We start from the raw sequence: 21,422 nt of genomic DNA on the forward strand, positions 1-21,422 counted from the left end.
CGGATATCCTCTCACTCAAACCCCGAAGGAAAATTATGACGACTACCCACCGCTACAAGGCTGCGGTTATCATTCCCTCTCGCGGTGGTGCAGATATTCTGCACTACCCGCTGGATGCGCTTGCCGCCCAGACCGAGAAGGACTTCCAGGTTATCGTGGTCCTCGACGGCGATATTGACAACAGCGAAGCTGTGCTTGACCGCTACATTGCGGAAGGCAAGCTGAACCTGACCAAGATTGTTTTCGAGGAGAACCGCGGTCGTGTGGCAGCGCTGAACGCTGGTCACCGTGCGGCTGATGCGGATATCCTCATCCGTTGTGATGACGATCTTGAGCCGGCATCCGACTATGTCGAGGCGCAGATTCGCCTGCACCGTGATTATGACGGTGTGATTGGTACCTTGAAGAACGTGTACCCGGACACTCCCTATTCTCGTGTGTACGGTAACTTCCGCGATGCCCGATTCAAGGAGGGAGCCCTCAGCGTAGCTGAAGAAGGCCGTTGGCTGTACTGGAACGGCAACTCTTCTATCTCTGCGGAGTACTTTGACCGTACTGGCGGATACGACCCTGCGTACCGCCTCTACGGGTGGGAAGACGTAGACATGGGCAAAATGGTCCATGACGCTGGTGGCCGCATCATCATCTCTGATGAGGTTGAAGTCAAGCACTATGCTGAGGCTACCACCACTGCGGTGCGTGCCCTGCGTGCCCTACACTCGGGTTCTGCTCGCACCATCTTCGTGCGTAAGCACGGCGATGCGGCGCACCCTGCCCCGAACCCGACCGGTCCCTGGGGTTTCTTGGTCAAGACCCTCGCTCGTTTCACCACCGAGAAGACCATCAAGGCTCTGGGGGATGCGAGCGATAAGATTCTGCTCAAGCTGCCGGCTAAGGCGGCTGAGAAGCTTGTGGCACTGCAGGTTGAGGCTGCATCTTACGCCGGTATTCACTATCCTGAGCGAGCTCAGAAAGTTTTCTAGGAGGAAAAGAAAATGTCACTCACTCAGCTCTTGACCTCCGCTCCGTTTACCGGGCCGAAGAACCCTGACGCGGTGCTTGCGGATATCCCGAAGAGCCTCAAGAAGCTTGGCCGCCTGGTGCGTCGTTACGTGCCGCTGGTGAAGCCTGAGGCTACTGAAGAGATTGCAATTGCCCACGACTACCTGACTCAGCGCGGCGGTGCGGAGCGTGTTGTGCTGGCAATGCACCGTGCGTTCCCGGATGCACCGATTTACACGACTCTGTACGACCCGGAGGGCACCTTCCCCGAGTTCAAGGACGCGAAGATTATCACGAGTCCGCTGAACAAGATTGGCTACCTGCGTCGTAACCACCGTATGGCTCTGCCGATTCTGCCGTTTGCTTCTTCTCTCTTGAAGGTGCCGGCTGAGCGTGCTGTGGTGTCGACGACCGGCTGGGCGCACGGCTTCAACTTTGCTGGTCGTAAGTTCATTTACTGCCATTCGCCGGCGCGTTGGCTGTACCTGAGCGATCAGTACCTGGGTGAGAAGAGCACCGGTCCCGTGCCGTTGCTGCTGAAGACTCTGCGTCCTGCACTGATGCTGTGGGATCACTGGGCGGCTCACTGTTCGGCGGTGTACGTGGCGAATGCGAGCGTGATTAAGAAGCGTATTGAGAACGTCTACGGTAAGAAGGACGTTCCGATTTTCTTCCCGCCGCACTCGGTAGACGCCACCGCACCGGTTGAGCCTATTCCGGGTCTGGAAGAGTTTACCGAATCGGACGATTACTTCCTGATTGTTTCGCGTCTGCTGCCCTACAAGAATGTTGATAAGGCTGTTGAGGCGTGTAATGAGTTGGGTAAGAAGCTGCTGGTGATTGGTCGCGGCCCGGAGAAGGAACGCCTGGAGGCCCTTGCTGGCCCGACTGTTCGTATTGCTTCGGGTGTCTCGGATGCGCAGCTTCGTTACGCGTACCGTCACTGCTTGGCGCTGCTGGCTATCTCTTATGAGGACTTCGGTATTACCCCGCTGGAGGCGGGCGCTAGCGGCAAGGCCGTGATTGCCTACCGTGCGGGTGGCTTCCTGGATACCATTCAGGAAGGTAAGACCGGCATGTTCATCAACCAGCCGACTGTGGAACAGCTGGTGGAAGCCCTCAAGGCTTTCAATCCGGATGACTGGGATGCCGACTACATCCGTGAGCACGTTGATGGCTTCTCGGAGGCTCGTTTCATCAGCCGCCTGAAGATGTACGTGCAGGCTCTGCCTGAAGACTAAAAGAGCTCAACGGCTCATAGAAGAAGGCGGGGCGGTAGAAACTAAGGTTTTTTTCTACCGCCCCGCCTTCTTTGCGCCTTCTGGAGGCCTTAGCGGGCCTCTAGGAGCCCCTTGGAGAGCAACTCGGGAATAAAACCCTCAATCTGCGGCCCCATAGTCTCTACGGGCTGTTCATACATCTCGCAGAGCACGTCGATAGCCTCCTGCAGAGACATCGGGTCTTCAAAAATACTCCAAATAATGGAGGCTGAGTCCTGAAGGACAGACAGCTCCCCGTTGGCAAGATTCGCGAGATAAGTTGCCGTGGGGGAGTACTTAGCGAACTCTTCAGAATGAACGTACGCGATGTTCTCGGGAATACCGTAGACGGTCTGACGGGAATCTACCGGATTGCTCATTTTTTCACCTTGATTCCGAAACGCTCAAAGAACTTTGCACGTATCTCTGCCTTAGTGGGGGTGCGTCCCAGCTGCATCGCCAAATGGTCCTTGTTCACAAAGAAAATATTTTTGAGGGTGCGCAGCTTATCGTGCAGGGTGGATGCCGACTGCAAACGCCCAATCCACTGAATGTAGTGGGGCACATCCTGCGAGACCGACAGCCACAGCAGGTAGTCTCGGTCGTCACGGTACTGCTCCAGACCGCCCATAGCCGCGCTATATGCGAGGGAGGAGTCAAGCTCTTCCGCGCGGGCTCGCAGGCGCTGCCAATCGCTGTACGAGAGCAGGGAGACCAGGTAGTTAATATCTGCGCTGTAACGTGAGGCAGCGCGGGCGCGGTGAAGCACCACGAGAAGACGCGCGTCCAGGTCACTGGGGACAGTGCAGGGGCGGTGTGCAATCATACGGGTCTTGCGCGCTGCCCAGATGCGGTCAAACGCCTTCTCGTAGTCGCCGTGGCGTCCCAGACCGGGGAAGAAACGATGAATATCGGTCAGGCCCCATGAAGCGTGGTAGAGCGTCATCGCGTGCTCGAACACGGAACCTGTTTCGAAGTGGGCTTGGATACGCCATCCATCTGCCAGAAGGATCTCTACAAAGCGGTCCACGTGAGAGGGACGGACGAGCAGGTCAGCGTCGGAGCTGTACCTGCCCTTGCGGTAAATTTCCTGGGAGAAAGCGTAGCCTTTGACATGCAGAATATCGATGGAGTGCATGTCGGCAATTCGCTGGAAGTAGGCGTGCGCAAGCCGAATCCGTGCCGCGAGCGGAGTAGTCTGCGGCTCCGGGGTATTGGATGAGTGAGTGGTCACAATAGCCTTTCGGTGCACATGTATACCAGATAAGTATAAGGCGGGACAGACAGAAAATACTGCCCATCCCGCCCTAAGTCGCTCCCTATAATTTAGGGCGCTTATTACGTTATTACTTCTTAGCCGAGGACTTCTTTGACGACTTCTTGTCGCCGTCCTTGCCGTAACCGTAGTAGGTTGCATAACCAACGTAGGCGCTTGCGTAGCCGAAGCCGTAGTAGGAGTTACCCAGACCCTTACGGGGTGCACGGTTCAGAACCATACCGAGGAGGTTAGCGTTGACCTTCTTCAGGATGTTGGCAGCCTCGGTCATCTGCTCACGGTGGCTTCGGCCGATAGAACCAACGAGGATCACGCCATCCACGGAGTGGGAGAGCAGCGAAGCGTCGGTCACGGGCAACAGCGGCGGAACGTCAACGACCACGATGAACTCTTCGGAGAGCTCGTTAATCAGCTGGCGCATCTTATCCGAACCCAGAAGTTCGGAGGGGTTCGGGGGGATACGGCCTGCAGGCAGGACGAAGAGGTTCGAATCACCCAGCTGGTGCACAGCGTTAGCAATCTCAACCTGACCAGCCAGAACCTGGGTCAGACCGACCTTAGCGTCGAGCTTCAGCTTCTTAGCCACGGTCGGGCGGCGCAGGTCGGCGTCAATGAGGATGACGGGCGAACCCGCATCAGCCATTGCGCGAGCCAGCGACAGCGACACGGTAGACTTACCTTCACCGGGCACTGCGGAGGTGACGATGAACGAACGCGGGGGAGTGTCAACGTTCACGAAGCGCAGGTTGGTGCGCAACTGACGAATGGATTCCTGTGCGATGTGGTCGTCGGTGTTGCCGTTAACGATGTTTTCTTCGTTCAGGTCGTCACTGACGGGCAGAACACCCAGGATGCTCGCGCCGGTTGCCTTGGTAGCATCGTCACGAGTGCGGATGCGCTGATCCAGTGCGCGGCGCAGGAAGATTGCAGCGTAGACCAGAACCAAACCGGTGCCAGCACCGATAAGAGTGTTCTGCTGGTAATTCGGAGCTACCAGCGGCGGGTTCACGCTTGCGTTATTCAGCGGAATCACGCGAACGGTGTTGCCGCCAGTCGGGGATGCACCGGTGTTTTCGCCGTTTACCAGAGCCTGAGCATTACCGGGGTTCTGCTCAATCTCCTTGATGTAGTCGGCGGTAGCCTGCAACGCACCGTTAGCGAGCAACTGTGCGTTCTTCGGGGAAGAAGCCTGCGCGCTCACGGTAATCAGCGCGGCGTTATCACCCGCAGTTGCAGTGAGGCTTGCACGAATCTGCCCGGTAGTCATGGAGAGTTCGGGGTTGTTCTGCTTAATCTTCTGTGCCACGGCCTCAGAGGAGACGATAGCAGCGTAGGAACGAGCGCGCTCCTTAGCGGCTGTAGAGCCGGAGAGAACATCCACCGTACCGGACTCGCCCACGGTCACGTAGCCCGAGGACGAAGCAGCGTAGACCCTCGGCTGGAGAGAGGCATAGCCGAAGCCCGCTGCGGCACCGACAACGATGCCAATAATCAGCAGCCAGAGGTTAGCCCTCGTGGTGCGGAAAAATTCCAAAATGGTCATGGTAGTGAGAATACTCCAGAAAGTTTGAGTTAGTGTACCTGCAACGTGGAGTGTTGTTGCAGGCGGTGAAGGGATACGAAAATCCCCTGGTGTTTATTAGCGGAGCAATCCGAGCAGGTAGCTACCGTAACCGCTCTTAACAAGCGGGGTAGCAATGTCGCGCAACTGCTCATCGGAGAGCCAACCGTGGCGCCACGCAATTTCCTCCGGGCAACCAACTGACAGGCCCTGACGGCTCTGAACAGTGCGGATGAAGTTAGTGGCATCAGCGAGTGAATCAAAGGTTCCGGTATCGAGCCACGCGGTACCGCGAGGCAGAACCTCAACCTTCAGTTTACCCTGTTCCAGGTAGACGCGGTTGAGGTCAGTGATTTCCAACTCACCGCGCGGAGAAGGCTTAATCTGACGTGCATACTCTACAACCTTGGAGTCGTAGAAGTACAGACCCGGAATAGCGTAGTCGCTCTTGGGGTTCTCGGGCTTCTCTTCGATGGACAGTGCGTTGAAGTTCTCGTCGAACTCCACCACGCCGTAGGCGCGAGGATCAGCAACCCGGTAAGCGAAGACGGTTGCGCCGTCCTTCTGCTCGTAGGTGGCAAGCTGAGTACCCAGGCCGGGACCGTAGAAGATATTGTCACCGAGCACGAGCGCTACAGGGTCATTGCCAATAAAGTCGGCACCCAGAATAAATGCCTGTGCCAGGCCGTCCGGGGAAGGCTGCACCTTGTATTCGAGATTAATACCGAAACGGGAGCCGTCACCGAGCAGTCGCTGGAACTGCTCCTGGTCGGCAGGAGTGGTAATAATCAAAATATCGCGGATACCCGCCAGCATGAGAGTGGACAGCGGGTAGTAAATCATCGGCTTGTCATAGACCGGAGTGAGCTGCTTGCTAATACCCTGAGTGATAGGGTGCAAACGGCTTCCGGTACCGCCGGCAAGAATAATTCCCTTCATAACTTCTTATTGTGTCATGTTTATCTCTTTGTTGAGGCATAAAAATCACTGTTTAGCCAGGTAAAATCTACCGTATGGCTCACATTCTTGTTACCGGCGGTGCCGGTTTTATTGGTTCGAACTTTGTTCACCACCTCATCGATAACACTGATCACACTATTACTGTGCTGGATAAGATGACCTACGCCGCAAATGCTGCGTCTTTGGAGGGTCTTCCCGAATCCCGCTTTAAGCTCGTCGTAGGCGACATCGCCGACCGCGAGCTGGCTGACGAATTGGTCGGCAAGGCAGATGCTGTCGTTCACTACGCTGCGGAATCGCACAACGACAACTCCCTGTCCAACCCCGAACCGTTCATCCACACTAACCTCATCGGTACTTTCAGCCTTCTGGAAGCAGTCCGTAAGCACGGCACTCGCTACCACCACATCTCCACCGACGAGGTCTTCGGCGACCTCGAGCTGGACGATTCGGCAAAGTTCACCGAAACCACCCCCTACAACCCCTCTTCCCCTTACTCCTCCACTAAGGCAGGCTCCGATCTGCTCGTGCGCGCATGGGTCCGCTCCTTCGGTATTGAAGCAACCATCTCTAACTGCTCCAACAACTACGGCCCCTACCAGCACATCGAGAAGTTCATCCCCCGCCAGATCACTAACATCCTCTCGGGTTTGACCCCGAAGCTGTATGGCGAGGGCCTGAACGTTCGTGACTGGATTCACGCATCCGACCACTCTTCTGCTGTGCTGCGCATCCTGGAGCAGGGCAAGATTGGCGAAACTTACCTCATCGGTGCAGACGGCGAAGAGAACAACATCACCGTTCTGCGCACCATCCTGCGCCTAATGGGCAAGGACGAGAACGACTTCGAGCACGTGGTTGACCGCCCCGGTCACGACCTGCGCTACGCAATCGACGGTAGCCGCCTGCGTGCAGAGCTCGGCTGGGAGCCGAAGTTCACCGACTTCGAGTCCGGTCTTGCCGACACCATTAAGTGGTACACCGAGAACCGCGGCTGGTGGGAGCCTCTGAAGGCTGAGGTTGAGGCTAAGTACGCAAAGGCTGGCCAGTAATGACTAAGGAATTGAAGGTTACTGAAACCGAGATTCCGGGTCTGCTCATTATTGACCTGCCGGTTCACGGCGATAACCGCGGCTGGTTCAAGGAAAACTGGCAGCGCGAGAAGATGCTCGCCGCCGGTCTGCCCGACTTCAACCCGGTGCAGAACAACATCTCGTTCAACGCTTCGGTAGGTACCACTCGCGGTATCCACGCCGAGCCGTGGGATAAGTACGTTTCTGTTGCGACCGGCCGTATCTTTGGTGCGTGGGTTGACCTGCGTGCGGGCGAGTCCTTCGGCAAGGTCGTCACTGTGGAGCTGGGCCCGGACACCGCAATCTTCGTGCCCCGCGGCGTGGGTAACTCCTTCCAGACCCTGGAAGAGAACACCGCCTACACCTACCTGGTGAACGACCACTGGTCGGCGGACGCAGTATCCGGCTACAGCTTCCTGAACCTTGCCGATGAGACCGTCGCAATCGACTGGCCCATCGACCTGGCGAAGGCAGAGCTCTCCGAGAAGGACCGTAACCACCCGCGTCTGAACGAGATCAAGCCCCTGGAAGCCGACCCGATCCTGATCATTGGCGCGGGCGGTCAGCTCGGCACCGAGCTGGTTCGCCAGCTCACCGAGCAGAACGTACCCTTCCTGGCTGTGGATCGCGACCGCCTCGACCTGGGCAAGCCCGAGCAGTGGCGCGACGCATTCCGTTGGCGCTCCTTCCGCGCGGTCATCAACGCTGCAGCGTACACCGCAGTGGATCAGGCAGAAACCCCCGAGGGTCGCCGTGAAGCCTGGGCAGCTAACGCCCTGGGTGTGAGCGCTCTTGCCTCTATCTGTGAAGAAGCTAACCTGCCGCTGGTTCACGTATCCACCGACTACGTCTTTGACGGTTCCCTGCCCCTGGGCGAGGAGTACCCGGAGGACCACCCGCTGGCACCGCTGAGCGTCTACGGCGCGTCCAAGGCTGCCGGTGAGGTTGCCGCTGCCGCATGGCGTAAGCACTACACCCTGCGCACCAGCTGGGTTGTTGGCGCCGGCAAGAACTTCGTTGGCACCATGGCATCCCTGGCTGAGCGCGGTATCGACCCGTCCGTGGTCGCCGACCAGTGGGGCCGCCCGACCTTCACCCAGGACCTGGCAGCAGCTGCCCTGCACCTGCTCTTCTCCGGCGCTGAATACGGCACCTACAACGTGTCGAACACCGGTGAAGTCATCAACTGGGCACAGTTCGCTCGTGCAGTGTACGAGGGCACCGGCCACGACCCGGCACGAGTCAGCGACACCACCACCGAGGAATACTTCGCCAACGCTGAGCTCTTCGCTCACCGTCCGACGAACTCGGCAATGGACCTGTCCAAGCTGATTGCTGCAGGCTTCACCCCGCGCGATCACCGCGAGGCGCTCGCCGCCTACCTTGCAGAAATGGGTTCCTAATCCTCTAGGATTTGGTCCTAATATCTGCTGATAACAGCATAAAAGGCGTGAAAAGCGCCATATCACAGGTTCCCGGCCCTTGAAGAAGAGCCGGGAACCTGTACAATATTGTCTTGGCCAAGGCGGTGGAATACACGAAACGTGTAGGTCCGTAACTGACGGTGGCTGGTTGGAAAGAGATTTCTGGCGCCAGTCCCTATTCCACTTGGCGCATAACTTCTAACCAAGAAAGGGTGGACAACTCATGTCAGATACCATCAAAATTTCAGCTACCGTACGTAGCGACTTCGGCAAGGGCTACGCGCGCCGCATCCGCATGGCAGGCGACATCCCCGCCGTCATCTACGGCCACGGCGAAGAGCCCAAGCACGTAGTACTCCCCGGCCACGCAACCACCCTGGCTGCCCGCGTCCCCAACGCTATCCTCGACCTCGACATCGAAGGTGAATCACACCTCGCAATGATCAAGGACATCCAGCGTCACGCAATCCGCCCTGAACTGCAGCACATCGACCTGCTGACCGTTAAGCGCGGCGAGCGCGTTGAGATTGAGGTTCCTGTACACGTTGAAGGCGAGCCTGCTGTTGGCGCCGTTGCTAACCAGGAAGAAACCGTTCTTCTGGTTGAAGCTGACGCACTGAAGGCACCCGAAGCTTTGACCGTGAGCATCGAAGGCCGCGAAGCTGGCGCTCACGTTCTGGCATCAGACGTTGAACTGCCCTCAGGCGTAACCCTGGTTGCAGACGCTGAACTGCTGATCGTTAACGTTTCTGAGCCCGAGGAACTCGACGTTCCCGAGCCCGGTGAAGAAGGCGAAAACGCACCCGAGGGTGACATCGTTGAAGCTTCCGAGGAATCAGATCAGGCTGGCGAAGCTCACGACTCAGATAACTCAAAGCACTAGACCGCGCCCTGCGCCTAGCGCAACAATGATTTGTGGATGGCCCGCCGCTACCTCTCTTCTGAGGTGGTAGCGGGCCATACTCATAGAATGGTGTAGTCCATGAATTTTCTAAAAACCTTTTACAGCGCCGTGGAAAGGGCGAAGATATGTCTGATGCGTGGCTCATTGTTGGTCTGGGGAACCCGGGCCCGGAGTACGAGAAAACCCGCCATAACATCGGCCAGATGGTGGTTGATGAACTGGCGCGTGAAGTAGGCGGTGGCTTCAAGAAGCACGGACGCGCGCGCGCCCAGGTGCTGGAAGGACGTTTGGGTATAGACGGACCCAAGGTAGTGCTGGCCAAGCCCCTGACCTATATGAACACCTCGGGCGGCCCGGTATCGGCTCTAGCCCAGTTCTACGATATTAACCCCGACCGTATCATCGCGGTGCACGATGAACTGGATATCCCCTTCGACACCATTAAGCTCAAGATCGGTGGGGGAGAGGGCGGCCACAACGGTCTGCGCGATATCACCAAGGCGCTGGGCACCAAGGACTACTACCGTGTTCGCACCGGCATCGGTCGTCCTCCCGGACGCATGGACACCGCAGACTTCGTGCTCAAGCCCTTCAGTAGCACTGAAGCGAAGGACCTGCCCTTCCTCATCTCAAACGCAGCGGATGCAACCATGATGCTCGTAAAGGAAGGCCTGCTGGCAACCCAGCAGCGCTACCACGGCGCAGGTTCCTAGCCGTATGACCCGTGCCGGGTAAACACTGAACTGGGTCAACACTGAACTGGGGTAATGCATGATGCGGGCCGATGTGTGAACTAGGCTCTACCTAACTATGCAAGAGCCCGGTGAGGGAATAAGCTAGAAAAGAATGACGTTATACGCTCCACGACGGGAAAATACCCGACCCGTGGAGCGTATAAGCGAGAGAAGAAGGTACCCGTGGCTGAATACTCCACCCCCGCCAACACCCCGCTGAGCGACGAGATCGTACGCCAGCTTCGCCAGGACTTCCCGATCCTCAACACTGAGGTCAACGGGCATCCCTTGGTCTACCTGGATTCGGGGGCGACCAGTCAGAAACCGCTTCAGGTGCTCGACGCTGAACGTAACTTCTACCTGCACGCTAACTCTGCTGTACACCGTGGCGCACACACCCTCGCGGTTGAGGCAACCGACCTGTTCGAGGACGCGCGCATCACCGTTGCGAACTTCGTTGGCGCCACTGATGAAGAGCTCGTGTGGACCTCTAATGCAACCGAGGCGCTGAACCTGGTCGCCTACTCCATTGGCAACGCCTCTCAGGGTATCGGCGGTCCGGCTGCTGAGCGTTTCGCACTGGGCCCTGGCGACGAAATTGTCACCACCGAGATTGAGCACCACGCGAACCTCATTCCCTGGCAGATTCTTGCTCAGCGAACCGGCGCAACTCTGCGCCACATCCCCTCCACCGAGGACGGTCAGCTCGACTACGCTGCTGCCGAGGGCATCATCAACGAGAAGACCCGCATCGTGGCGTTCACCCACGTCTCGAATGTGACCGGCGCGATTACCGATGTGCCCCGCATGGTCGCCATGGCTCGTAAGCACGGCGCTCTCGTTGTGCTGGATGCCTGCCAGTCCGTGCCGCACATGCCCGTAGACTTCCACGCCCTGGACGTCGACTTTGCGGCGTTCTCCGGCCACAAGATGCTGGCTCCCACCGGCATTGGCGCCCTCTACGGTCGTGCCGAACTGCTTGAGGCCCTGCCACCCTTCCTGACCGGTGGCTCCATGATTACCCGCGTGGGTCTGCAGGATGCCGAATACATGCCCGCCCCCATCAAGTTTGAAGCGGGTACCCAGCGCGTCTCGCAGGCAGTCGCCTTCGCCGCCGCCGTGCGTTACCTGCAGCACTTGGGCATGGAGAACGTTGAGGCATGGGAGCACGAACTGGGCGCTCGCCTGGTTGAGGGTGTTCAGAAGATTGAGGGCGTGCGCCTGCTCGGCCCCGCCGACCCCTCCAAGCGTGCCGGCCTGGTTGCTCTCGCCATTGAGGGTGTGCACCCGCACGATGTGGGCCAGCTACTCGACACCCAGGGTATCGCTGTGCGCGTGGGCCACCACTGCGCCCAGCCGCTACACCGCTGCGCCGGTGTGACCGCCTCGACCCGTGCATCCACCTACATCTACAACACCACCGAAGATGTGGACGCTTTCCTGAAGGTACTTGCCGAGGTGCGCCCCTACTTCGGGTTCTAAACGTAGACGCGTTAGACAATAACGCCTCAATTTTTCAGACAGACCAACTGACGGAAGAAGAACACCGTGTCTCTTGAATCTCTGTACCAGGAAATTATTCTGGAGCATTCCAAGCAGCGTAGCGGCGAGCACCTCGTAGAGGTACCCGCCGGCCACGCAAGCGCCGATAACCACCAGTACAACCCCACCTGCGGTGACGAAATCAACCTGCGCGTGGTGCTCTCTGACGAGCTGAAGGATGGCGAGAAGACCATCGAGTCGATCTCTTGGGAAGGCGACGGTTGCTCCATTTCGATGGCTGCCGCTTCCGTGCTCTCTGAAATGGCTCCCGGCATGACCACCTCCGAGCTGCAGAGCCACGTGGATGCGTTCCGCGAGATGCTGCGTTCGCGCGGTAAGGTGACTCTGGACGAAGAGGAGTACGGCGATATGGCGGCTTTCTCCGGCGTTTCGAAGTTCATGGCGCGCGTGAAGTGCGCAATGCTCTCGTGGGTTGCTGTTGAAGAAGCCACTAAGGAAGCGGCAGCCAAGAACTAACTCTTCGCTGAGAATGTAGTGGAAACGGCGGGGGAGTAGCTAGTATTTGAACGCCAATCGAAAATACCGAATGGAACCATCGACAATATATTGCATTTATGTGTAATATTTTTTGATGAACTTTTAGCGGTAAGCACCGAACGAGACCCGAGCTGAGAATCTACCCCCTGCCCTTTCTTGATATAAGTTTTCTTTGATTTAAATCAATAGGATGAAAATATGAGGCGGATACTACACCGTATCCGCCTCATATTTATATCTTTTCCTTTTTCCTTCAAAAAGGTGACTGGTAAAATAAAAGGACGAAGGGCGCCCAACCAGCACCCTCGAGAAACTCTTTTCGGACCCGCACGTTCTAAGGCAACAGCGCGAAGAAATAGGGCAATATAAGAAAATATTTTCTCAATATTGCACATTCTTCGTTTCATCTCATGCTCTCACCCTAGACCGCGGATACGTTTCTCACCCTCCGGTACTTCAACCACACCGGAATAACCATCGCCGCTACCAACCACAAGGAAGCCCTATGATTATTGGCTACGCCGCAGGCGCCTACGACCTTTTCCACTACGGCCACCTCGAGATTCTCCGCAAGGCTAAGGAAAACTGCGACTACCTCATTGCCGGCGTCGTGCACGATGACGTTCTGGAAGTGACCAAGGGTCGTCGCCCCGTCATCCCCATCGAAGAGCGTGCCGCCATCGTCAGCCACATCGACTACGTGGACGAAGTGCACGTTGAAACCAACCCCGACAAGCTCGAAACCTGGAAGCAGAAGCCCTTCAACGTCTTCTTCAAGGGCGACGACTGGAAGGGCACCGAAAAGGGCAATGCCCTGGAAGCACGCTTCGCAGAGGTCGGCGTGGAAGTACACTACTTCCCCTACACCGAGCACACCTCCAGCACCAAGCTGCGCAAGGTCGTTGACCTACTCGAAGCAGAGCACGACCTGCGCGTAGAGATGCGCCGCTTTGCTGAGCTGCTTGGCGAACGCGAATACTCCGAGGCGACCGTCGCCTCCTAACGCTCCTACCCCTTCATAGGTGCGTTAGAGCTCATAAGACTCATAAAGACACAAAGAGGATCCCCGCCGTAAGTACTTACGGCGGGGATCCTCTGCATATTGGCGGTATATCAGCTACACCTCAAAGGTGAGCGTCTCATAAGCTTTAGCGCTGTGCCAGCCACTTCTCAGCGGAGGAGCCCAGAACCTTCAGCACGCGGCCAACCTGCGGCTCAGCAGCGGCTGCAATCTTCTTGCCCACCAGCGGGATGGAGCAGGAGACTTCACCGTTGACGTCCAGGCGGGTCTGCTCGCCCTCGGGGGTCAGCTTCTGAGTAGCCTGAGCGGACACGGGCACGCCGTTGACCTTGACCTCGGTAGAAACGGTGCGGGATCCGTCAGCAGCCGGTGCGCTTACGGTGTCCATCTGGGTCATAGCAACGCCGTTGCCGACGAACTTACGAGCGATGTCCGGCACGCGCTCAGCGGGTACGGTACGCTCGGTGGTTGCGGTGAACTCGGCGGAGGTGTCACCGGAAACGGAGAAGCTACCGAACTCCACGCCAACCTCGGAGCATACGAAGCGTGCGAAATCCTCGCTAGAGAACGCCTCGATAACCTGCTCAACGCTTGCGTTGATAACGGTCGATTCCTGAACTGCCATAATTGTTCCTTTCGTAGTGCGCGAAAACCCCGCGCATTATCCCTTACTAAGGATACGGTGCGCGGGGTTTCGCAACCAATGTAAAGACGCGAATCCACCTGAGAATATGCCGTGAACAAGGGAAAACATCCACAGCCTCTCACAGGGTGGTTGGAGGATTCGCATGCCGGTCTAAAAATGTGGGAAGCGCCCGGCCGGGCACCTCCCACACCGCATCACGAGGATGCTGAGCTTAGAAAGCAAGAAAACCTTAGGCGCTGGGAGCCATCGCGTCGATGCGAGCCATCTCAGCCTTACCCGCACGGTGCGCGCGAGCAGCCTGCTTCAGGCGGCCCCAGAAGGAATCCTTACGGTGGGTCTTGCCGGCGAGCAGGTCCTGCAGTTCCTCACCCAGCTGAGCTGCGGAAATCTCCGGGGTGGAGACGTAAGGCTCAGCGGTGCGGAACAGGGAGGGGTTCGCCAGGGCAAGATCGAGCTTAGCGAAGAGATCTTCGCGGCTCTCAACGACAACAGCGTGGCCGCGCTTCTCCATCAGAGCGGTGAAGGGGACCTGGTGGTTGTCAACGACCTCGTCGAACTCTGCGCGGCGCGGAACAGCCAGGGGCAGAGCGCCGGTACGGCGTGCATCCTGGATGGAACCGGGGCCGCCCTGAACCAGTACTACGCGTGCGGTTGCGTAGTAGTCCAGCAGCTCGGAGGCGGGAAGAAGCTTAAGGTTGTCTGCGTGCTTAATGGGCGCAGTGTGGCCATGCTGCACGAGGCAGGTGACCTCGGGGTGAGCCTCAAGATAAGCCTCAACCCAACGCAGGAGACGATCAAAAGTGTGAACGTCGGTGCCGAGGGACACCACCAAATCGTACGTCTTAGTAGGAATACGAACGGGCGCGACGGCAGGGGTAAATACGGGCAGGTCGAACTTGGAAGTATCAACGCTGACGTGGGGGAAGTCCTGAATAGACATAGCCTATTCCTCTCTATGTATTTATCGGTAGTAACCCCGTATACCTGACGCAAAAATCCGGAGGGCATCATTGGTATACGCGGCGGCGTCGTGCCGGAGAAAATGGTGAGTAATCTCCGCATACGCTTCTCTGGCGAGTGGTTAGTTCGCTTGGATGGTGAGTCCACAGTGGAGCGCACGACTTATGCGTATCTGTATGTATTAATAAATACTATACCCTGAAAATAACGCCCTCAGCACACGCGAGGACGCTATTTTCAGGATAAATTCATCACTCTTAGAAAATGGGATGAATCACACGAGAATCAGGGAAATTCTCCTGCTGTTCCTCGCTCTGAACAATAATTCGATCAGCAAAGGTGTACAGCATCTTACCGGTCATCGTCGGCAGAGTCGGGCGGTCAAAACACTCAATATAAAGAGTCTTTACGCCAAAAAGTTTAGCCGCAACAAAGAAAGGAACAGCAACACCCGCACCCGCAGAAACAACCGCATCCGGACGTTCCTTCGGAAAAATACGAAATGCCAAGAACAGATTACGAATAGCGTTCTTAATATTTCGAGTGGTCGGGTAATAAGCCCAATAGGTCTTCTCATCAGCCAGAGAAGATTCCACATCGGGCTGTTTAAAGCTAACCCACACGCGGTCATAATTCTGCCACGCAGCAGAAGTAGCCGTCAGATGCTTCAAGTGCCCGCCACTGCTAGAAACCAGCAGAAGCTTCTTCTTCGGTGCCTGAGAGGAAATTGCCTCAGTCATAGTGTTCTCCTAAAGCCCCAATACAAGAGAAAAGTAAGAAGAGAAGATAAGGGTGAGCTGACGGGTTCGGCAACGCCTGCATCAACAGATTCGCCTCAGCAGGTGTCACCGCACCCTACGCTCAAGGACGAAGGACGAACCCGCACAGAAGCGAGGCATCCATCAACAGAACCCGATTACTCGCAATTACTCGCGGTCCAGGAACACAGCCAAAGCGTTCACGCCCTCAAGCTGATCCAGCTGAGCGAAGAGCTCACGAACCTGCTGCAGAGAAGTAGCCGCAGTCACCGGAACCAGAGCAACGCCGCCAGCCTGAACGAAACGCAGCTGAGTCGACAGGGGAGTAGCGGTGCTCAGGCTAATCACCAGAGGAGTCTCGCTCTTCTCAACCAGCGACTCGGGAGTGTGGCGGGTCAGCGCGTCACGGACCGAAGCGTAATCGGTGAAACGTGCGTACTCGGTGGGCAGAACACGCTGCAGCATCTGGTATAGGTGCTCAACACCGCGGTCAGTACCGGGCAGAATCACAATGCCGGAAGCGCCAGCGCTCTTCACGTCGCCGTCGGGAGCACCAATGGTGCGCAGCAGCATGAACGCGTCATTCGCCTCAGAAGTGGAACCCAGCTCGTGAACCGGGATACCAGCATCTTCCAGACGATCAGCGTAACCAACGTGACGCATAGTGCGGTCACGACCGTACGCCAGCACAGCACCAATCAGCAGACCGGCAACAGCACCAACAATACCCATCTTCACCGGGCCAAGAGCCGAGGAAGAAGAAGGAACCTGAGCCTCGCTCATCACGCGACCACCGGTGGTGGAAGTCAGCTGAATCTGAGCGCGACGGTCCTGCAACTGAGAGAGCAGACCCGCACGGTTGTTATCACCCTCGAGGGCCGAAATCTGCTCATCAATCTGGTGCAGAGCAGAATCAACGCTGCTCTTCAGCGACTCGGAACGAACCTGCAGGTATGCGTTCGCCATAGCGTTAGCGTAACGTGCAGCCTCAGTACCGTTGGGGCGGGTTACCTCAATATCCAGTACAGCAGTCTGGGAGGTGCCGGTCACCTTGACGGAGTTCATCAAGCGGCTGGTCAGCTGAGCCTCAGAGAGGGTATCGCCATTAGCAATCAGAGCCTTAGCCGCGTTCTGCGCAACCTCGCGAGAGGACGCAACGCGAGACTCGGTCGCAATATCCACCTTCGCGGAGTTGGCGCTACCGGTACCGGCGGGATCAACCACCAGCGGGTAAACAACCAGCGAAGCCTTAGAAGTGTACTTGCTATTGGTCATGTAGCCGTAGACGGCACCCGCCACAGCGAAAACCACAACCGACAGCAGAATCAGCAGACGGTGTCGGAAAATGCGACGTACCTGGTTGCCAAGGGTAACCGAGGAGGTATGAGAGGTGTTATCCATGAGGACATCCTAGAGGAAGAGAAACGGACACTAAATATCGGAGAAAAACGTAGAGGAAGCTGAAGGCTTAAGACTTCGCGCGGCGGGCGGAAAGGAAACGCTCAATACCGAGAGCCTTACGGAAGCGGTACAGCACCGCGCCGTACACCGGCACCAGTAGCACCACGTACACGATGACGCCCAGCACGCTCTGACCCAAGAAAGCCAAAGACGCCAGAGCGCACACCGTCGGAACAGCCGCACCCAAGAAGAGTGAAGGAGCCATCTCACGGGCCGAAGCACGAATACCGACGAGGCGGAACACCTGGTAGCTCGCAAGGAAGGTATCAATCAGCAGAGCAGAAGCCCAAGCCGTCACCGCACCGTACAGGCCCCAGACCGGAACCAAAGTGAAGTTCAAAGTCACAGCCACCACCAGGGAGGAGAGCTTGTTCAACAGCTGCCAGCGACTCTTACCGCTCATCAGCAGAACAGACTGCACGCCACCGGCACTCATTGACAGCATCGCCGCCGGGCAGATCACCCAGAGAATACCGGCGCCAGCCTCAAAGCCCTTACCGAAGAAGCCCAAAAGAGTCGGACCAAAGAACGCCAGGGAGAGGTAGAACGGCCAAGACAACGCAGTCAGCACGCGAGTGGTCGAAAGGAAAATATCTCGAGCACGATCGAGCTGACGAGTAGCCAACGCTGCGCTGATCGACGGGCCGGTCACCACGCGGCCGGTGTGTTCAATCATGGTGCCCACACGAACACAACGGTTCACAGCACCATAGATACCACCGGCAGCGGCACCCAAGAACGCCGTCACCACCAGCACGTCAATCCACTCCAGGATGGTTTCCACAATGGTAGCGACACCGCGTGCAGAGCTGAAACCCCAGAACGAACGGAACGTCTCAGGCGGAGAATCCTCAGAAGAAAGAACCTCCACATGCTCCTCGGAAGGGAACGCCCGCTCCAAAAGCCACAGGGCAACCACCGCAGTAATCGCCACCGGGATGGTCCAGGCGTACACCAAATCCATGAGCTGACCCGAGAACAGAACAACCAAACCCACCGCCGCAAAACGCAGAGTGGGAAGCAGAACATTCTGCAGGAGCGTAAAGGTCACCACACGATGCAGGCCACGCAGAGCGCCGAAGAACACCGTCATCAGCGCCGCTATCAGCACGAAAGCCGAACTGACACGCATCGCCGCCTGATACTGGGGAGCCATCGGCACAATCTCGGTGTAGATGTACACACCCGCCACCAGAAGCACCGAAGTCACCAGCGAAGGAATCAGACCGTAACGGATCAGCTGCGGAAGCACACCGTAACGACCCAGCGCACGCTGAGCACTCATCGTACGAACCAAGCCCGTATCCGCGCCGAAAGTCACCAGCGAAATCGCAATCGCGAACAACGCCATCAGACGGAAAAACTCGCCCGAACCCTCAGCACCAATACCGTTCGACACCACCATCGTGGTCACGAACGCGATACCCGCGCCGTACATCACGCACAGAGAAGCAAGAGAGCCGCTCTTTGCCAGGCTGGGCTGCTTAGCCTTTCCGGGAGCTTTCTTAACCGGCACGCTCTTCGCGGATGCGCTATCTGCCTGAGCACCTGACGCGGAAGGCTTAGCCTTCTCATTCGGAGTCTTTTCTTCCTGCGCCTTTTCTACAGACTCAGCAGTAGCCGAGGCAACCCGCCGGGAACCGGACAGATGAGCACCCACTACAGCGGTAGCGTTTGCCGCTGAGGAACCAGCAGTCGAAGTACCTGACTCCGAAGAACCCGCCTCCAAAGAATCGGGCAGTAACTCTTCGGAAGCAAAGCCTCGAGCCGGAGGCACAATCGACAGCGCCGTGGTCGCAGGAAAACGACCGGAACGGATATCGTCCACCGTCGGAGCAAACTCATCGGCAGAAGACTCAGCCAGCGATTCGCCCTGCTCCACTACCGGCTCGATGTACTCGCCGCTCTCACGCAGACGCGCACGGCGGCTAGGATGACCACCCGTCGAATACGCATCCTCGAAAGATGAAACCGCAGAAGTATCTAAACCACGAGGGGACTGATTCTTCGTCATAGCCCCTCACCATCCCGAATGGAACGAATGCACGCCATCGATGCGAGCATCAGAATGGTCATCTGAGCAATATCGAAGCTGTAGAAAATAAAGACGACGCAGCACGCGACCGGCACGCTATGCAGCCAGTACCCGGAGGTGGTCTTCACTCGTGCGCCGCCTGCTACAGTGCACACCATGAAGAGCGCGAACAGCGCCAGACCCACGAAGCCGAAGCAGAACATCAGAGTCCACAGGTACCCCTGGGTACCCATTGACACGCCAATGCTCGGTTCCATACGCGGAGTGCCGTAACCAATAATCGGGGACTCCAAGGTCGCCTTCCAGGTGGCGCGGTAGAGCGCCGCACGGCCACCGGTGGAGTCAGAGTAGTCCTGACGACCCAGAATGTTATCCACGGTGCCCGACGCAAAGAGCGCCACAACCACAGCCGTAATCGCCGCAACACCCGTACCCACAGCACGCCAATTAGCCGCAAGGAACTGACGCAGCAGTACGTACGCTGCGCTGATACCTAGACCAATGAACATGCCGCGGTTACTGGTCGCAATCGCAGGCACAGTAGAAAGCGCCATACCAATCAGCAACGCAATACGCAGCCAGATGGAACGCAGACGAAGCAAGCACGCCAGCATCACCGGGGTAAGTAGGGTGTACGCCAGACCCCAACTGTTCGCGTAGGGGAACGGCGCGGAGGGGCGAATATACGCCTCGGGAGCACCCCAAGGACGCTGAACCTCAGCCAGGGGAGGAAGCATGTAGTCACGCACCAGCGGATTCTGCATAAAACCAGAAGGCATGATGAAGCTCATCGGGGTACGCAGACGGAACTCAGGGAAGAGAACGCCGCCGTAACCCAGGACAATGAGGGTCACCCACAGAGTAGCCAGACCACCCAGCACCCTATTGAGGCTAATAGAAGAACGCGCGTTGTAGTAGTACAGGGCGTAAATGCCGGCGCTGAGAATATTCACAAAGCGCAGACCCCAACCAATAATGTCGGTCGAACGGGTCAGGGCAAGCGCCGCAACAACAACCCACACGCAGAATGCGCCCCACACCCACAGGGAACCGGGCACGCGCACATTACCTCGAATAATGAGGTAAAAAAGCATGATCGCTGCCAGTACCAGCGGCGCAATCTGAAGGACACCCAAAGCCCACAGCGCCGGGAAGCCGTACAGTAACGCCAGCAGAGGCCAGGCGGGGAGCTTCTTCTGCGCCGTAGATACCGGACGGTTGCGCGCGCGGGCACGCAGAATACCGCTGGGCGGAGTACTATCCAATCCAGCAGAATCCTTCAGCGCCACAGGCGAAGTGCCCGGAGGGGAAAGAACGGAAGAGGAAACCATGTCTGTGCGATACCTGGTTAGAGACCTCGACCGGTCTTCTGGACGAGATCAAGAAGAGTAGCGGGCTTAATAAGACCGGTGGACACAACATACGCCGCCCAAGCACGAAGCTGCATGGGGTCGCGGCGCAGAGCCGCGCGAGCGTACGCGCGCGCCTCCTTGTTGTTGCCCAGCGACGCCTGAGCGTACGCAATCTGACCGGCGATACGTGCCAGACCCTTGGGGTCCTGCTCGAATTCAGGGAACTTACGCAGAATGTAGCTCAGACCGTCAACCATGGACTGCCACTTGCCGGAGAAGAAGGAAGGGCGGTCCCAGAGCACCAGAATCAGCGGTTCGGGCACGCTCAGTACATCGCCGTGACGGGTTGCACGCAGCAGCAGGTCGTAGTCTTCACCGTAGGCGGCGGGCAGTTCCTCATCGACCAGGCCGATGCGGGCGGGCTTACCGTCAACGCCGAGCAGATCCTCGCGGGAGTACAGCATGGCGGAGGGGTGAATTTCGGTAATGCGCGAACGCAGGAAGTCAGCGAAGGTTGCGCGCTCGGGCGCCAGGCGCACGATATCCTGACCACCGGAGCGGACGGTAATACCCGAAGAGATAGCGGTTGCTTCGGGGTTTTCGCGCCAGAGAGCGACCTGCTGGGTGAGCTTGGAAGGCATCCAGTAGTCGTCATCATCGCAGAAGCCAATCATCTCGCCGCTGGAGGCGATGATGCCGCTGTTGCGGCCGCCAGCCAGACCGCCGGAGCGGGTGTTGGAGACAATCTTCAGGGCACGGTTTTCGCCGACCTCAATGTCCTCGAGGCGGTCGGGCTCAACACGGTCAAAGACAACAACAACTTCAACGAAACCGCGGTAGCTCTGCTCAAGGATGGAGCGGACAGCCACGCGCAGCAGTTCGGGGCGCTTGCCGTTGGTTGCGATAACGGCGGAAACAGCAGGGGTGCGAGAGGTGAAGTGCATCATTGGGATTCT

20 protein-coding genes are annotated in these 21,422 nt (G+C 57.6%); 9 read left to right on the plus strand and 11 right to left on the minus strand.

Translation table 11 applies throughout. The features are described from left to right. Positions 1–35: 35 nt before the first annotated feature. Both HMPREF2765_RS02915 and HMPREF2765_RS02920 read left to right on the plus strand, forming a co-directional pair. The gene (locus tag HMPREF2765_RS02915) at positions 36–983 is read left to right on the plus strand and encodes a glycosyltransferase family 2 protein (RefSeq protein WP_070604218.1); all 948 of its coding nucleotides are present in this window, start codon (positions 36–38) and stop codon (positions 981–983) included. Between the two features lie 12 nt (positions 984–995). After that, on the plus strand, positions 996–2,243 hold the full coding sequence (locus HMPREF2765_RS02920) for a glycosyltransferase (RefSeq protein ID WP_070507830.1): 1,248 nt from the start codon (positions 996–998) through the stop codon (positions 2,241–2,243). Positions 2,244–2,332: 89 nt separating this feature from the next. On the opposite strand, the gene HMPREF2765_RS02925 is transcribed toward HMPREF2765_RS02920, so the two are convergent. The 4 genes from HMPREF2765_RS02925 to rfbA form a co-directional block, all read right to left on the minus strand. Further along, a complete protein-coding gene (locus HMPREF2765_RS02925) occupies positions 2,333–2,641 on the minus strand; it encodes a PqqD family protein (RefSeq protein WP_070507827.1) in 309 nt (102 codons plus the stop codon). Next, positions 2,638–3,495, minus strand: a complete 858-nt coding sequence (locus tag HMPREF2765_RS02930; RefSeq protein ID WP_049356079.1) for a nucleotidyltransferase family protein — start codon at positions 3,493–3,495, stop codon at positions 2,638–2,640. Before HMPREF2765_RS02930 ends, HMPREF2765_RS02925 begins: the two co-directional genes overlap by 4 nt. Positions 3,496–3,607: 112 nt before the next feature. Further along, the gene (locus HMPREF2765_RS02935; RefSeq protein WP_012904015.1) at positions 3,608–5,080 is read right to left on the minus strand and encodes a tyrosine-protein kinase domain-containing protein; all 1,473 of its coding nucleotides are present in this window, start codon (positions 5,078–5,080) and stop codon (positions 3,608–3,610) included. A gap of 96 nt (positions 5,081–5,176) precedes the next feature. Next, complete coding sequence (rfbA, locus tag HMPREF2765_RS02940; protein ID WP_012904014.1) at positions 5,177–6,037, minus strand: glucose-1-phosphate thymidylyltransferase RfbA; 861 nt, start codon at positions 6,035–6,037, stop codon at positions 5,177–5,179. Between the two features lie 74 nt (positions 6,038–6,111). Here rfbA and rfbB point away from each other — a divergent pair, with 74 nt between their 5' ends. From rfbB to HMPREF2765_RS02975, 7 genes are all read left to right on the plus strand, one after another. Continuing rightward, complete coding sequence (gene rfbB / locus HMPREF2765_RS02945; protein ID WP_070604219.1) at positions 6,112–7,110, plus strand: dTDP-glucose 4,6-dehydratase; 999 nt, start codon at positions 6,112–6,114, stop codon at positions 7,108–7,110. Further along, on the plus strand, positions 7,110–8,534 hold the full coding sequence (gene rfbD / locus HMPREF2765_RS02950; RefSeq protein WP_070604220.1) for a dTDP-4-dehydrorhamnose reductase: 1,425 nt from the start codon (positions 7,110–7,112) through the stop codon (positions 8,532–8,534). The genes rfbB and rfbD overlap by 1 nt, the downstream gene beginning before the upstream one ends. Before the next feature lie 244 nt (positions 8,535–8,778). Further along, complete coding sequence (locus tag HMPREF2765_RS02955) at positions 8,779–9,438, plus strand: 50S ribosomal protein L25/general stress protein Ctc (protein ID WP_012904012.1); 660 nt, start codon at positions 8,779–8,781, stop codon at positions 9,436–9,438. A gap of 146 nt (positions 9,439–9,584) precedes the next feature. Beyond that, on the plus strand, positions 9,585–10,172 hold the full coding sequence (gene pth, locus HMPREF2765_RS02960; protein WP_070604221.1) for an aminoacyl-tRNA hydrolase: 588 nt from the start codon (positions 9,585–9,587) through the stop codon (positions 10,170–10,172). Between the two features lie 204 nt (positions 10,173–10,376). Beyond that, complete coding sequence (locus HMPREF2765_RS02965; protein WP_070604222.1) at positions 10,377–11,675, plus strand: aminotransferase class V-fold PLP-dependent enzyme; 1,299 nt, start codon at positions 10,377–10,379, stop codon at positions 11,673–11,675. 66 nt (positions 11,676–11,741) lie between these two features. Beyond that, the gene (sufU, locus tag HMPREF2765_RS02970) at positions 11,742–12,212 is read left to right on the plus strand and encodes a Fe-S cluster assembly sulfur transfer protein SufU (RefSeq protein ID WP_005506960.1); all 471 of its coding nucleotides are present in this window, start codon (positions 11,742–11,744) and stop codon (positions 12,210–12,212) included. A 526-nt stretch (positions 12,213–12,738) separates the two neighbouring features. Further along, positions 12,739–13,236 (plus strand): FAD synthase family protein, encoded by a 498-nt coding sequence (locus tag HMPREF2765_RS02975; RefSeq protein ID WP_012904009.1) that lies wholly within the window; start codon positions 12,739–12,741, stop codon positions 13,234–13,236. Between the two features lie 145 nt (positions 13,237–13,381). Here the strand turns inward: HMPREF2765_RS02975 and HMPREF2765_RS02980 are convergent, their stop codons facing one another. The 7 genes from HMPREF2765_RS02980 to HMPREF2765_RS03010 all read right to left on the minus strand — a co-directional run bounded on the left by HMPREF2765_RS02980 (position 13,382) and on the right by HMPREF2765_RS03010 (position 21,413). Further along, positions 13,382–13,879, minus strand: a complete 498-nt coding sequence (locus HMPREF2765_RS02980) for a DUF2505 domain-containing protein (RefSeq protein WP_012904008.1) — start codon at positions 13,877–13,879, stop codon at positions 13,382–13,384. A gap of 250 nt (positions 13,880–14,129) precedes the next feature. After that, entirely contained in the window at positions 14,130–14,840 is a 711-nt protein-coding gene (locus HMPREF2765_RS02985; RefSeq protein WP_049341603.1) for a glycosyltransferase, read from the minus strand. Positions 14,841–15,117: 277 nt separating this feature from the next. Next, positions 15,118–15,600, minus strand: coding sequence for a PssD/Cps14F family polysaccharide biosynthesis glycosyltransferase (gene pssD, locus HMPREF2765_RS02990; RefSeq protein ID WP_012904005.1), 483 nt, complete (start codon positions 15,598–15,600; stop codon positions 15,118–15,120). Between the two features lie 186 nt (positions 15,601–15,786). Then, complete coding sequence (locus HMPREF2765_RS02995; protein WP_070604223.1) at positions 15,787–17,019, minus strand: Wzz/FepE/Etk N-terminal domain-containing protein; 1,233 nt, start codon at positions 17,017–17,019, stop codon at positions 15,787–15,789. Between the two features lie 67 nt (positions 17,020–17,086). Further along, on the minus strand, positions 17,087–19,093 hold the full coding sequence (locus tag HMPREF2765_RS03000) for a lipopolysaccharide biosynthesis protein (protein WP_049341606.1): 2,007 nt from the start codon (positions 19,091–19,093) through the stop codon (positions 17,087–17,089). Continuing rightward, positions 19,090–20,445 carry an O-antigen ligase family protein gene (locus tag HMPREF2765_RS03005; protein WP_049341608.1) on the minus strand — a complete coding sequence of 452 codons (1,356 nt, stop codon included), beginning with the start codon at positions 20,443–20,445 and terminating at the stop codon, positions 19,090–19,092. The genes HMPREF2765_RS03000 and HMPREF2765_RS03005 overlap by 4 nt, the downstream gene beginning before the upstream one ends. 17 nt (positions 20,446–20,462) lie before the next feature. Next, positions 20,463–21,413, minus strand: a complete 951-nt coding sequence (locus HMPREF2765_RS03010) for a glycosyltransferase family 2 protein (protein WP_049341609.1) — start codon at positions 21,411–21,413, stop codon at positions 20,463–20,465. Positions 21,414–21,422 lie beyond the last annotated feature (9 nt).

The sequence above is a fragment of the Rothia sp. HMSC062H08 genome, from assembly GCF_001810775.1.
Classification (GTDB): domain Bacteria; phylum Actinomycetota; class Actinomycetes; order Actinomycetales; family Micrococcaceae; genus Rothia.